The 13,452-nt window shown below is 71.6% G+C and carries 9 protein-coding genes; 1 reads left to right on the plus strand and 8 read right to left on the minus strand.

Translation table 11 applies throughout. The annotated features are described in order from the left end of the window. Window position 1: 1 nt before the first annotated feature. A complete protein-coding gene (locus tag VGV60_02980; GenBank protein HEV8700216.1) occupies window positions 2-1,264 on the plus strand; it encodes a Do family serine endopeptidase in 1,263 nt (420 codons plus the stop codon). On the opposite strand, the gene VGV60_02985 is transcribed toward VGV60_02980, so the two are convergent. From VGV60_02985 to pyrR, 8 genes are all read right to left on the minus strand, one after another. After that, window positions 1,149-4,526, minus strand: coding sequence for a DNA polymerase III subunit alpha (locus VGV60_02985; protein HEV8700217.1), 3,378 nt, complete (start codon window positions 4,524-4,526; stop codon window positions 1,149-1,151). The two genes, VGV60_02980 and VGV60_02985, sit on opposite strands and share 116 nt — an antisense overlap. Continuing rightward, window positions 4,523-5,755 (minus strand): DNA polymerase IV, encoded by a 1,233-nt coding sequence (locus VGV60_02990; protein ID HEV8700218.1) that lies wholly within the window; start codon window positions 5,753-5,755, stop codon window positions 4,523-4,525. Before VGV60_02990 ends, VGV60_02985 begins: the two co-directional genes overlap by 4 nt. A 26-nt stretch (window positions 5,756-5,781) precedes the next feature. Next, window positions 5,782-6,411 carry a transcriptional repressor LexA gene (gene lexA, locus VGV60_02995; protein HEV8700219.1) on the minus strand — a complete coding sequence of 210 codons (630 nt, stop codon included), beginning with the start codon at window positions 6,409-6,411 and terminating at the stop codon, window positions 5,782-5,784. 145 nt (window positions 6,412-6,556) lie between these two features. Continuing rightward, complete coding sequence (locus VGV60_03000) at window positions 6,557-8,581, minus strand: glycosyltransferase family 39 protein (protein HEV8700220.1); 2,025 nt, start codon at window positions 8,579-8,581, stop codon at window positions 6,557-6,559. 14 nt (window positions 8,582-8,595) lie between these two features. Further along, window positions 8,596-10,413, minus strand: a complete 1,818-nt coding sequence (locus VGV60_03005) for a sulfatase (protein ID HEV8700221.1) — start codon at window positions 10,411-10,413, stop codon at window positions 8,596-8,598. A gap of 5 nt (window positions 10,414-10,418) precedes the next feature. Further along, window positions 10,419-11,726 carry a dihydroorotase gene (locus VGV60_03010; protein ID HEV8700222.1) on the minus strand — a complete coding sequence of 436 codons (1,308 nt, stop codon included), beginning with the start codon at window positions 11,724-11,726 and terminating at the stop codon, window positions 10,419-10,421. After that, window positions 11,716-12,846, minus strand: coding sequence for an aspartate carbamoyltransferase catalytic subunit (locus tag VGV60_03015; protein ID HEV8700223.1), 1,131 nt, complete (start codon window positions 12,844-12,846; stop codon window positions 11,716-11,718). The genes VGV60_03010 and VGV60_03015 overlap by 11 nt, the downstream gene beginning before the upstream one ends. Next, window positions 12,843-13,442, minus strand: coding sequence for a bifunctional pyr operon transcriptional regulator/uracil phosphoribosyltransferase PyrR (gene pyrR, locus VGV60_03020; GenBank protein HEV8700224.1), 600 nt, complete (start codon window positions 13,440-13,442; stop codon window positions 12,843-12,845). Before pyrR ends, VGV60_03015 begins: the two co-directional genes overlap by 4 nt. Window positions 13,443-13,452 lie beyond the last annotated feature (10 nt).

Genomic DNA, 13,452 nt, shown 5'->3' on the forward strand with positions numbered 1-13,452 from the left:
AATGAACCGCGCGCTGGCGGATCGGGACGGGAGGAAGGGGGTGACCTCCGCCGGCCTGCTGCTCGCGGGGGCCTGTCTGGGCGCAGCCTTGCTCGCGCTGGTCTCGACGGCCCGCCGACACGGCCACCCGGAGATCGGGCGGGGCCAGTCCGCCGGAGGGGCGGAGGCCCCGGCCGAGGGTCCGCGCGGCCTCTCCCCCTCTCAGGCGCCGCACCTCGACGCAGGCTCGACGTCCCGGACGTCCCAGGACGGCTACGCCGCCATCGCCCGCGCCGTCATGCCTGCGGTCGTGAACATCTCCTCCTACAAGGTCATCCGCACCTACCAGTATTCGCCGTTCCTGGTCGATCCGTTCTTCCGCGATTTCTTCGGCGAGGAGTTCCCCGGCCTCGTGGTTCCCCGCGACCAGCGCGCCATGAGCCTCGGCTCCGGCGTCCTCGTGGACGACCAGGGGACCATCCTGACCAACTACCACGTGGTCGAGCAGGCCCAGGAGGTGAAGGCGGCGCTCGGGGACGGACGGGAGATGCGGGCCAGGATCGTCGGCGCCGATCAGCGCACCGACCTCGCGGTGCTGCGCGTCGAGCGGGACTCCCTGCCCCACGCGGTCATGGGGGACTCGGAGAGGCTCGAGGTGGGGGACATCGTGCTGGCGATCGGCAACCCGTTCGGGCTGGGCGAGACCGTCACCATGGGGATCGTCAGCGCCATCGGGCGCGGCAGCCTCGGCCTGGCCGACTACGAGGACTTCATCCAGACCGACGCGGCGATCAACCCGGGCAACTCGGGCGGGGCGCTGGTGAACACCCGCGGCGAGGTGGTCGGCATCAGCACCGCGATCTACTCGCGCTCCGGCGGGTACCAGGGGATCGGCTTCGCCATTCCCTCCAACATGGCGCGCGACGTGCTCGACAGCATTCTGAAGAACGGCCGCGTCGTGCGCGGCTACGCCGGGATCGCCGTCCAGAACCTCACGCCCGAGATGGCCCGCGCCTTCGATCTCGGCGAGCTTCGCGGCGCCATCGTCGCGTCGCTCGATCCGGACGGCCCGGCCGCCGCGGCGGGCCTTCATCGCGGCGACGTCATCGTCTCGTTCCGCGGCCGGACGGTCGTCACGGACAACGATCTGCGCACGCAGCTGTCGCGCCTCAGGCCGGGCGACCGGGCGGCCCTGGAGTTCGTCCGGGACGGGCGCCGGCGCGAGGCGACGATCGTCCTGTCGGAGCCGCCCGCGGGGCAGCGGGGCCCGGCGCGCCGCCGCTGACCGGCCTCGGCGCTCCGCCGTCGATCGGCCGCGGCGCCACCCGGTCCAGCCAGGCCGCCTCCTCGACCGTCATCGCCACCGCCCCGAACTCCTCTTCGATCGTCCCCTTCAGGACGAACGGCCGCGCCGCCGTGAGCATGCCGCAGAAGCGCTCGTAGGCGCGCGGGAAGAACGTGGTCTCGTAGATCGCCGTGGTGTCCTCGAAGGAGATGAACTCCATCGGCTCGTCCTCCTTCGTGGTCACCACCTTCCCGGTGACGAGCCAGCCGATCGTCGCCACCCTCCTCCCCACGTGCTCCTTGAGCGCCGCGGCCCGCACCGGCCGGATCCCGGCCTGCCGCAAGGCCAGGAGGTGCCCGCGATACAGCGTCAGCGGGTGCCGGCTCACCAGGAAGCCGAGGGCGTCGGCCTCGTCCCTGAGCAGGCGCGCCTCGTCGTACGGCCGCGGATCCGGCAGCGGCCCCAGGTCGGGAGGAAACAGGGAGCGCGCCGCCGAGCGCCGCCCCTCCGTCTTCGCCTCCCACTCCGCCAGCCGCCAGTGCAGCCGCGGCCGGACCGCCAGATCGGGGCCGGCCGCCGCGCCGGACCCGGTCGCGCCTGTCGCCGGCCGCGCGGCCGCGGCACGCTCGGCCCCGAACCCGATGCCGTCGAACGCGCCGGCGCGGATGAGGAGGCGCGCGTCCGACGGATCGATCGGCACGCGCCCGAGGAATTCGTCGAACGAGGCGAACGGTCCGCCCTCCTTGCGCTCGGCGAGGATCGCCTCGAGCGCCTCGTCGCGCAGCCCCTTGATCTGCATCAGGCCGACGCGCACAGTACCCCGCTCCTCCCGGTCCGGCGCCCGCTGCCCCGGCGGCGCGCCCTGCTCCGCCCGCGCGCTCCCGCCGGTGTACGCCCTGGCGCTCTCGTTGATGTCCGGCAGAAGCACCTCGAGCCCCATCCGGCGGCACTCGGAGACGTACGCGAAGGTCGAGTAGTAGCCGCCCCCGTTGCTGATGACCGCCGCCATGAACTCGGCCGGGTGGTGCGCCTTGAGGTAGCACGCCTTGAACGACACGAGGGCGTACGAGGCCGAGTGCGGCTTGCAGAAGGAGTAGCCGGCGAACGACAGGATCATCCGCCAGACCTCTCCGACGACTTCGGGAGGGATGCCGCGCTCCCCCGCCCCCCGGGTGAACTGCTGCCGGTAGTCCTCGACCTTCTTCCCGGCCCACTTCTTCGACAGCACCTTGCGCAGGCCGTCCGCCTCGGCGTCGCTGAAGCCGGCCATGCGGATGGCGGTGCGCGCCACGTCCTCCTGGTAGCACATGATCCCGTAGGTCTCGTGCAGCACCTCGTCGAGGATCGGGTGGAGCGACGTCCAGGCGCCGCCGCGCAGGCGGCGGACGTACTCGCGGATGTAGTCGTTGGCGGCCGGCCGGATGATCGACGAGTGGATGACCAGGTGCTCGAAGTCGCCGCGGCGCGTCTTCTGCTGCAGCTGCCGCATGGCCGGCGACTCGACGTAGAACACCCCCATCGTGTCGCCGTCCCGGATCTTCTCCTGCGTGCGCGGGTCGTCGATCGGGTCGAACGAGCCGGACGGCAGGTCCGGACCGCCGTGCTCCCGGACGGCGGCGCAGGCGTCGCGGATGACCGACAGCGAACGGTTCCCCAGGAGATCGATCTTGACCAGGCCGGCCTCCTCGGCCTGGTCCTTCTCCCACTGGATGACCCGCACCCCCTTCGCCGCCCGCTCCACCGGCACGTGGCGCGACACCCCGTCGGGGGCGATCACGACCCCGCCGCAGTGCACCGACAGGTGGCGCGGGAAGCCCTCGAGCCGCGCCGCCGCCTCCAGGATCTCCGGCCACGGCGGCCGCGCCAGCACCCCTCCCTGTCGCGGGTCGAACTCCGCGCCGCGGAAGAGCGGCGAACGTCGCGTCGCCTCGAGCGCCGTCTCCGCCCCCCAGTAGCGCGACAGGCCCGAGGCGACCCGGGCGATCTCCGCGTCCGGCAGGCCGTAGACCTTCGCCACCTCGCGCACCGCGGCCCGGGCCCGGAAGGTGACGTGGTTGGCGATCATCGCCGTGCGCTCCTCGCCGAGCGTCCTGAACACCCAGTCGAGCAGGTCGTCCCGCTCGTCCCAGCAGAAGTCGACGTCGATGTCGGGCGGGTCGACCCGGCCGCGGTTCAGGAAGCGCTCGAAGTACAGGTCGTGCCGGATCGGCTCGACGTGCGTGATGCCGAGCACGTACGAGACGATCGACGCCGCCGCCGACCCCCTTCCACATGTACGAGGAGAGCGCCTCACGATCTCCTGCACCACCAGGAAGTAGTCGGCGAAATTCTTCTCGCGGATGATCGCCAGCTCGTGATCGAGCCGGGCGCGCACCTGCGGCGTGACCGCGCCGTACCGCCAGCGCGCCCCCTCCTCGCAGCGCGCCTCGAGCAGGGCGAGCGAGTCGCCGGACGCGCCGTCGATCTTCAGGTCCGCGAAGCGCGGGAAGACGAGCGCCCCCCAGGGGGGCGCGTCGAGGACGCACTCCTCCGCGATGCGCGCCGTCGCCGCCACCGCCTCGGGGCAGTGCGGGTAGGCGCGCTCCATCTCGAGGGGCGGCTTGAGCCAGGCCTGCGGCGACGCCAGATCCTCCGGCGGGACGCGGTCGAGCGTGGTGTTGAGGGAGATGGCGCGCAGCAGCCGGTGCAGGTCGAAGCCCCCCGCGTCCACGAAGTGCACGTCGTTGACCGCGACCGGCCCGATGCCGAGCCGCCGCGCGGCGCGCAGCCGGTGGAACGTCCCCTCCGCCGCCGACGGCGCCGACGACGACCCGAGCGCCAGATGCAGATCGCGCGCCCCGCGAGCCTCGAGCGCCGCCTGCAGCAGGGCCAAAGACGGCGACAGGACGACCAGCCCGCGGGTGTCTCCCTTGAGCGCGTCCAGGACCGAGAAGCCGGGGTCGAGATGCCGCCGCGTCAGGATGCGGCAGAGGTTGGCGTACCCCTCCGCCGTCTTCACCAGAAGCGTCGCCCTCTCCCCCGCCTCGCGGCGCCGCGCGTCGGGGGCCGTCACCTCCGCCCCGAGGACGGGCGAGAGCCCGCAGTCGAGGGCGATCTCCCGGAAGCGCACCGCCCCGTACAGCCCGTCCACGTCGGTGCAGGCGATCGCCCGCATGCCGCGCTCCGCCGCGGCGGCGCACAGCGCCTCGAGGCTCGCGGCGCCGCGCATCAGGCTGTAGTGCGAGCGGACTTGAAGATGGACGAAGGCGGGAGGATCGCTCATCGGGGCGGCACCGGCGACCGTGCGCCGCCCTCCGCGGGTGAAACGGCCCGCCCCGCGAACATCCTCCCGGAAAGGATCGCCCGGCCGCCGAAGCGCCCGCGGATCCGATCCATCGCCTCCGCCAGCGGGCCGGCGGCGCCGCCGTCCCGGGCCCTTGCGTCGAACGCCGCCGGGCGGAACAGCTCCAGCTGCCTGGGGGCGCGGGCGATCTCCAGGCAGCGCAGCTCGATCCAGCGCACCCGCACCCGCCGCGCCCGGGCCCGCTCGCAGATCCCCCGCGCCTGCGCGAACAGCGGAAGGTCCGCGGCGACCGGCAGGGGCAGCCGCTCCTCGCGGCGCGCCAGGACGTCGTCGCTGTGGCGCAGCGTGACCCGCAGCCGGCCGGCCCGCGCCTGAAGCCGCCGCAGCCGCGCCCCCGCCCGCTCGCACAGGCCGAAGAGCGCCCGCAGCAGCACCGCCTCGTGGTTCGAGTCCTCGGCGAGCGTCTCCTCCTCCACCACCGCCACCGCCTCCTCGGGCGGGCGCACCGGCGAGGCGTCGATCCCGAGCGCCTGGCCGCGCAGCCGCCCGCCTTGCCGCCCGAACGCGACCAGAAGCTGCGCCGGCGAGAAGCGCAGCAGATCGGCCACCCGTGCGACGTTGAGGTCGGAAAGCCGCTCGCGCGTCTCGCCGTGCGCCGCCGGCAGGAGCCCGACCGGCAAGGGGGCCAGGAACGGCGCCTCCGATCCCGGGAAGACGTCGCACAGCCCGTCCGGCCGGATCACCCGCGCGGCCACGCGGCTCACCAGCTTGCTCGTCGCCAGCCCGACCGTCGGCTTGAGCCGCAGCCGCGCTTCGATCTCGCGGCGGATGCGCACCGCCGCGTCCTGCGCCGCGCCGAACAGGCGCCCCGTGCCGGTGAGATCCAGAAACGTCTGCCCCAACGCAGCCGGCTCGATCAGGGGGGAGAACCCGCCGAGCAGCGAGAGGAGCGCCCCCGTGGCCCGCCGGTAGAGCGCCTCGTTCGGATGCAGGACCGCCACCCCCGGGCAGCGCCGCAGCGCCACGGGCAAGGGCATCCCGGTCCGCACCCCTTCCCGCGCCGCCTCCTGCGACACCACCCAGACCGGCGCTCGCGCCGACCCGGGCGGCGCCACCAGCACCGGCCGCCCGCGCAGATGGGGCTCGATCACCCTCTCGACGGCGATCGGGAAGGCGGCGATGTCGACGTGAAGGACGCTGCGGAGCATGGAGTGGATGCCATGAGACGGCGACGTTACCGGTCGAACTTCCGGATCAGCCCCACCACGATCCCCTGCAGCTGGAGATCATCTTCGCTCACCACCAGCGACGACATGCGCGGGTTGGCGGGGCGCAGCTCGATGCGGGCGCCGCGGCGGTAGTACTGCTTGATGGTCGCCTCGTCGCCGATCAGGGCGACCACGGTCTGGCCGTTCTTGGCATCGCGCTGGCTCTTGACGATGACGATGTCGCCGTCGCGGATCCCCTCGTCCACCATGCTGTCGCCGACCACGCGCAGGGCGAAGTTGTCCTCGCCGCGCAGGAGCATCTCGGGGACCTCGACGGTGTCGGGGTTCTGGATCGCCTCGATCGGGCGGCCGGCGGCCACCCGCCCGAGAAGGGTCAGGATGGTCGTGGCCGGGCCGGGCTCGACCAGCATGAGGGCCCGCTTCTGGTTCCCCCAGGGAGTCTTCAAGAAACCCTTCGTGACCAGGCTCTTGAGGTGCTTCTGGACGGAGTTGTAGGAGCCGAAGCCGAAGTTCCGGCGGATCTCCTCGTAGGACGGGGAGACGCCGTGCGCCTGGATGTATCCCTTGATGAACTCGAAGACGATCTGCTGCCGCTTCGTGAGGGTGCCTGTCTGCACTGCCTGCGCGCGCGCCATCTTCGGACTCCCGGCGGGCGTGGACGCCCGCAATCAAGATGAAGGTCGCGGCCGGGGTCCCTGCCTGGGCGCGCTCCCCCCGGAGACGGTCCCGAAAGAGCGGTCCCCCGGCCGACAAGCAGATTAGGTGTAAATCAGGTGAATGTCAAGAGGGTGGGGGGGCGAAGGCCGGCGGCCCGGGGGGCGGCGCCCCCGGCGCGAAGGCGTCGGGCGGCGGCACCGCCTGGCCGTTCTCGTCCTTCCAGAGCGTGAACGTGTAGAACAGGATCTTGTCGGGATCGAGGCGGGCGTCGGCGATCTGGGTGGCGTCCCCGAGCGGGTAGCGCATGATCAGGTAGCGCATCGCCTCGGCGAACGGGCGGGCGAACTCGATGACGAAGGTCGCGCTCCTCGGCGACTTGATGACGCCGTCGAAGTCGACGGTGGAGGGATCGCTGATCAGATAGACGCCGGGGCGGTCGCCGATCAGGTATCGCAGGGTGTCGACGCGCAGGGTGTGCAGCACGTACACCAGCCGGTCGGGCGGCAGGGCGCGGACGAACATCCCCATGATCGTCTGCGTGGCGCCGAAGTTCTGCATCGCCTGCTCCGACTTCCCGGCGCGCAGGAAATAGTTCGAGAACCCCTGCGCGCCGCTCCAGGCGACCAGGGGCACGATCAAGAGGCCGGCGGCCCAGGCGGTGAGCGGCGGCCGGATGGCGGCCAGATCGAAGACCATCCGGGAGACGAAGAGCGCCGCGACCAGGCACAGCCAGGGGTCGTTCACGAGCAGGCGCGTCAGGCTGGGGCCGGCGACGCCGACGGTCGCGACGAGCGCCAGGACGCAGAGGACGAGAAGCCCGCACGCGGCGTCCCGGCGGCGCAGGGCGCGCCAGGCGGCGTAGACCAGGCCGAGCGCCGACAGCGCCGCCACGACCGTGGTCTCCGGCGCCAGGCCAATCAGGCCGTAGGTCGTGCTCATGCCGTCGCTGATGAAGGCGGCGCTCTGGATGACGGCGTAGCGCCCCGGGACGAAATGGGCCAGCCCGAGCGAGCAGAGGACATTGAGCGGGAAATTCGCCTGGGGCGTGACCAGGGTAGCGTAGGCGCCGCGCGTCAGGAACCCCAGAACGCCGACCGGCGACGAGAGCATCTGCACGACGAGGAGGCCGGCCGCGATGCCGATCGCGGCATACGCCGCCCGCCGCGCCCTCGGATCGCCGGAGCCTCCCGGGGCCCAGCCGAGCGGGCGTCGCAGGAGGGCGAAGGCCACCATGGCCATCGGGATGGCGCGAAACGACGTGTAGCTCCAGAAGCCGAGCCCCAGGGCGAGGCCCCACGCCACGTGGTCGCGCATCCGGCCCGACTCGAAGGCCTTCAGGAAGAAGCCGACCGTGGCGATGGCGAACAGGGGCGCCAGGACGGCCCGCTCCCCCACCCGGCTGTAGAGGATGTGCCAGGGAGAGAACGCGAGAAACGCCGTCGCCAGGAGGGCGACGAACCAGCCGAACCGGTCGCGGGCGAACAGGTAGAGCGCCAGAAGCGTCAGCGCTCCGGCGGCGATGGCGACCGCCCGCAGCGGGATCACCAGATCCATCAGCGGGTCCTGGATCAGCCGCGGCGACAGCCCGAACACCGCCGGCATCGCCCTCAGGAGGTTGAGCTCGATTCCCGCGATCCGGAACGAGAACGCGCCGAGGTAGTGGAACATCGTCTCCCGGCTGAGCCCGCGCGTCGTCAGGCTCCGGGCTCCGAGGACGGCGTCCATGCCGCTTCGGGCGGAGACGTCCTTCACTTCCAGGGCGTTGATCGCCTCGTCGTTGTTCAGTCCCCAGGGGACGAGATCGATGCGGTAGAGGCGCACGTAGAGGCCGGCGAGAAGGATCAGGGCGACCAGGATCCACTCGACGTTCGCCGGCAGGCGGCGGAGAGCGGGGCCCCCCATTTCCGAGGATGGATCGGCCGGAGGGCCCGCGTCGTGACGCCTCCGCGCCAGGGCGACGATCAGGAGCAGGATCGCCAGGCCGAGCAGCGCCGCTCCGGGGGCGAGGCTCCGGTAGAGACCGCGGTTGAGGGAGATGACGTACTGGCCGCCCAGGGCGAGAGCGGCGGCGAGCGGCGCTGCGGCCACTTGCAGCGCCGCGTCGAGTCGCGACGTGAACGACCCGACTCCTGCCTGCGGTGCAGCCATTCTCCGCTCCTCCTTCAGTTGATGTAGCCGAGGGATCTTAGTCGCTCCCGGATTTCATCGTCCAGGACAATCGCCTGGTCGGGGGCGGCCGGCGGGAGGCGCCAGAGAAAAAAGCCGAGGTCGCGGCCGTCGGCCCGCGCCGGCTTCCGGAACGCCGCCTCCTGCGTCGGCTTCCCCTCCAGCTCGAACGGCATGACTTTCGGGTTCATCGCGTTCCCTCCCAGGAAGATGCGATCGAGGGCCGGCCGCCCGTCGATCAACAGATAGAACTCGACCGGCGAATCGTCCGGGGCGACGGTGAACGCCAGGCCGCTGGCTCCGGACTGCCCGGCGTCCGAGAAGTTCAGCGTGTGGTCCGACTCGAGGACGTACTTGCCGCGATCGCGGAACAGCGGCACGATGGTCCGGAAGACGCCGCGCGTCTTGAGCTGCCCCTGGAAGTTGCGCCTGCGGCCGTCGCTGCTCCAGCGCACGTTCCATCCGCCGGACAGGAAATCGACCTGCGAGAAGAGCGCCTGCGCCAGGGCGCGCCTCTCCTCCGGCCGCGCCGTAGCGAGGTCGCGGCGTTCGAGCGGATCCGCCGCGAGGTCGTAGAGCTCGGCGCGGTTCTCGTCCATCGACTGGATGAGCTTCAGCGTCTCGCGGCGCACCGCCTTCAGGTGGGCGTTGAGGCGGATGGTCTCCGAGACCAGCGGGCGATCGGGCGCCGGCCCGGAGCCTCCCGGCCCATCTGGCCGGGCGGGCAAAGGGGGGACCAGGCTCGCGCCCTGCAGCCCCGCGGGGGCCGGCACGCCGGCGAGCTCCGCGATCGTGGGGAAGAGATCGATGCCGCCGACCGGCACCGACACCCGTCGCGCGCCGGCGGGCGGCGCGTCCTCCACCCGGGCGGAATCGGTCCCCCCTCCGGCCGGTGGCGCCGGGCGGCCGATGATCAGCGGCACGTGCACCGCCTCCTCGTAGAGCCTCCGGCCGTGCCCCATCGAGCCGTGGTCCTTGAATTCCTCCCCGTGATCCGCCGTCACGATCACCCAGGAGCGCGGCGCGCGGCCGGCGGCGGCGAGGCCGTCGAGCAGACGGCCGATCTGATCGTCCACGAAGCGGATCTCCCCGTCGTACCGGTCGATCAGGAAGGACCGGTAGTCCTCCGGGATCGTCACCAGCGGATCGAGGTACCTGGAGATCGAATCGTAGCCGGCGTCGTGGGGACCGGCGTAGGCGTTCGGGAAGAGGGCGCGATAGCGCTCGGGAGGATCGTACGGCCAGTGCGGATCGAAATAATGCACGAGGAGCAGCACCGGCCTCCTGCCCTGCCGCTCGAGCCAGGCGAGCGCGGCATCGGTCACCCTGTCCGCGGTCGGCTCCATGCCGGCCTCGAGGCGATAGCCGGGACGCGACAGCCCGAAGTCGTCGAACACCTCGAAGCCCCGCCCGAAGCCGAAGGTCGACGACACGTACACGTGCGCGACGAACCCCCCGGTGGCGTAGCCGGCGCGCTTCAAGGTCTCGGCCAGGATCGGCACGTCCGACGCCAGCCTCATCCCGTCGTTCTCGACCCTGTGGCTGGAGGGGTAGCGCGACGTCATGATCGACATGACCGACGGAAGGGTCCAGGGCGCGGCCGACCAGGCGGCGTCGAAGACCGTCGCCTGCCGCGCCAGGGCGTCCAGGCGGGGCGAGGTGGCGCGCGAATACCCGTAGACCCCCAGGTGGTCGGCGCGCAGCGTGTCGACGACGACGAGGACGATGTCCTCATGCGCGGGATCGAACGGCTTGCCGCAGGCGACGAGGACGACAGGCAGGCACGCCACCGCCAGACGCGCCGCCCTCGTCATGCCCGTCAGCGGGTCGCGGCGGAGAGGTGCTCGTGGACGAGGCGTCCGCCGACGATGGTGGCGACCGGCCAGCCGCGCAGCGTCCAGCCGTGGAAGGGCGTGTTGCGGGATTTCGAGAGGAGCCGGGTGACGTCCACCGTGCGCTCCGCGTCCGGGTCGATGATCGTCACGTCCGCATCGGCTCCGATCGCCAGCGTCCCCTTGCGGAGCCCGAGGATGCGCGCCGGGTTGAGGGACATGAGCTCGACGAAGCGCGCCGGTGCGACGACGCCCGGGCGCACGAAGCGGTCCATGACGAGCGCGACCGAGGTCTCGAGCCCGGCGATCCCGAAGGGGGCTTCGTCGAACTCCACGAGCTTCTCGTCCTGGTGGTGCGGCGCGTGGTCGGAGGCGATGGCGTCGATCGTGCCGTCCCTGAGCCCTTCGATCAGCGCCTGACGGTCCTCCTCGCCGCGCAGCGGGGGGTTCATCTTGGTGTTCGCGTCGAAATCCGAGTCGGCCACCGCCTGGTCGGTCAGGACGAGGTGGTGCGGCGTCACCTCGCAGGTCACCTGGAGGCCGTCGCGCCGGGCCTGCCGCACCTTGTCGAGGCTGCCCCGCGTGCTCAGGTGCGCGATGTGCAGCCGTCCTCCGGTGAGGCCGGCGACGGCGAGATCGGTGCCGACCGCGACCTCCTCGGCCGCCTTCGGAATCCCCTTCAGGCCCAGGACCGTCGAGTAGTACCCTTCGTTCATGACTCCCGAAGCGCTCAGCATCGAGTCTTCGCAGTGGTCGATGAGCGGAATGCCGAAGATCTTCGTGTACTCCATCGCCATGCGCAGCAGGTAGCTGTTCCCCACCGGGCGGCCGTCGTCCGACACGGCCACGGCCCCCGAGCGCACCATGTCGCCGATCTCCGCCAGCTCCTCGCCGCGCCCTCCCTTGCTGACGCAGCCGATGGGATAGACGTTCACCACCCCCCGCCGACGCGCCTCCGCCACGATGTACTCGGTCACCGACAGGGAGTCGTTCCATGGGTCGGTGTTCGGCATGCAGGCGATCGACGTGAAGCCGCCGGCGGCCGCCGCCTTCGTCCCGGTCTCGATCGTCTCCTTGTGCTCTCCGCCCGGCTCTCTGAGGTGCACGTGCATGTCGACGAGGCCGGGGCAGACCCAGCGGGAGCGGGCGTCCACGATCGTCGTTCCGGCCGGCACGCCGCCCTTGGCGTGGCCGGAAGGCCGCCGTTCCGCGACGCGGCCGTCGACCAGGAGCAGGTCCATGATCGCGTCGGTCTGCGTGGCCGGGTCGATCACCCGGCCGCCTTTAACCAGCAATCCCGCCAAGGGTCCCTCCCGCCAGCAGATAGAGGACGGCCATCCGCACGGCCACGCCGTTCGTGACCTGCTCGAGGATGACCGAGTAGGGCCCGTCGGCGACGGCGCTGTCGATCTCGACGCCACGGTTCATCGGGCCCGGATGCATGATGATCACGTCCGGCCGGGCGCGCCGGGCGCGCTCGGCCGTCAGCCCGTAGAGGTTGTAGTACTCGCGCGCCGTGGGGAACGCCCCGCCCTGCTGGCGCTCCCTCTGGATGCGCAGCATCATGATCACGTCGGCTCCCTCGAGCGCCTCGTCGATCCGGAAGGTCACCCGGGCCCCCAGGCGCGACAGCTCGACCGGGGTGAGCGTCGGCGGAGCGCAGACGACGACGTCGGCGCCCATGGTCTTCAAGAGGAAGAGATTGCTCCGCAGGACGCGGCTGTGCATCAGATCGCCGACGATCGCCACGCGCAGCCCCTTGAGCCGCCCCTTCTTCTCCCGGATCGTGAAGGCGTCGAGGAGCGCCTGGGTGGGGTGCTCGTGCCACCCGTCCCCCGCGTTGATGATGTTCGAGCGGCAGTGCCGCGCCAGGAAATGCGGCGCCCCGGAGGCCTGGTGCCGGATGACGATCATGTCCGGGGCCATCGCCTCGAGGTTGCGCGCCGTGTCGAGCAGGGTCTCCCCCTTCGCGAGGCTCGAGCCGGACAGCGAGAAGTTGAGCGTGTCGGCCGACAACCGCTTCTCGGCGATCTCGAACGACGAGCGGGTGCGGGTCGACGGCTCCATGAAGAAGTTGACGACGGTCTTCCCGCGCAGCGTCGGGACCTTCTTCACCGTGCGGGTCGAGACCTCGGCGAAGGAGCGCGCCGTGTCCAGGATGAGCGTGATCTCGTCCGACGTCAGTCCCAGGATGCCCAGCAGGTGGCGGTGCTCGAGGGCGAGAAGCGGCCGATCGGACTCGCGACGGGCGGCCTTCGCCTCGACCCGGGCGGCGGGCGCCCTGTCGGGAGCGTCCGGCCTGGGTGGAACCGGCCGGCGCGCCGCCGGCCGCGTGCCCGAGCCGGCGCGCGCCCCCGGTGCCGCGCCTTTCCGTCCCGTCGCGTGCAGCCTCGGCTCCTCCTGCATGCCGCTCATCGCGCCGCCCGCGCGGGCACCTTGACCGCGGTCCTGCGGCTCTCCTTCTTCTCGGGCCGTTTCACGATCAGGACCTCGTCCCGTCCATCCTCCTCCTTGAGCAGGACCTGGACCATCTCCTCCAGGCTGGTCGGGACGTTCTTGCCGACATAGTCCGCGCGGATCGGCAGCTCGCGATGCCCCCGGTCGACCAGGACCGCCAGCTCGATGCTCTTCGGCCGGCCGAAGTCCATGAGGCCGTCGAGCGCCGCGCGAATCGTCCTCCCGGTGAACAGCACGTCGTCCGCCAGGATGACCCGCCGATCGTCGATCGGGAAATGGATGATGGTCTCCTTGAGGATGGCGGAGGGTCCCACCGAGGTGATGTCGTCGCGATACAGGTTGATGTCGAGGATGCCGAGGGGCAGCTCCTTCCCCTCGATGGCGGCGATCTTCCTCTGCAGCCTCTGGGAGAGAGGGACGCCGCGCGTGCGGATGCCGACCAGGACGAGCCGCCCGACGTCGCGATGGCGCTCGACGATTTCGTGCGCGATCCGGGTCAGGGACCGGTCGATCTTTTCCGCGTCCATGACCCTCTGGCTCTTCGGATCAGTCATGGAGGCATGG

Source organism: Candidatus Polarisedimenticolia bacterium (genome assembly GCA_036001465.1).
Lineage (GTDB): Bacteria > Acidobacteriota > Polarisedimenticolia > Gp22-AA2 > Gp22-AA2 > Gp22-AA3.

Coding starts and splice junctions, on each gene's coding strand:
- VGV60_02990 (HEV8700218.1), bottom strand. CDS start 5,755: ATGCTCCGCAGCGTCCTTCACGTCGACATCGCCGCCTTCCCGATCGCC.
- VGV60_03005 (HEV8700221.1), bottom strand. CDS start 10,413: ATGACGAGGGCGGCGCGTCTGGCGGTGGCGTGCCTGCCTGTCGTCCTC.
- VGV60_02985 (HEV8700217.1), bottom strand. CDS start 4,526: ATGAGCGATCCTCCCGCCTTCGTCCATCTTCAAGTCCGCTCGCACTAC.
- VGV60_03015 (HEV8700223.1), bottom strand. CDS start 12,846: ATGAGCGGCATGCAGGAGGAGCCGAGGCTGCACGCGACGGGACGGAAA.
- pyrR (HEV8700224.1), bottom strand. CDS start 13,442: ATGACTGATCCGAAGAGCCAGAGGGTCATGGACGCGGAAAAGATCGAC.
- lexA (HEV8700219.1), bottom strand. CDS start 6,411: ATGGCGCGCGCGCAGGCAGTGCAGACAGGCACCCTCACGAAGCGGCAG.
- VGV60_02980 (HEV8700216.1), top strand. CDS start 2: ATGAACCGCGCGCTGGCGGATCGGGACGGGAGGAAGGGGGTGACCTCC.
- VGV60_03000 (HEV8700220.1), bottom strand. CDS start 8,581: ATGGCTGCACCGCAGGCAGGAGTCGGGTCGTTCACGTCGCGACTCGAC.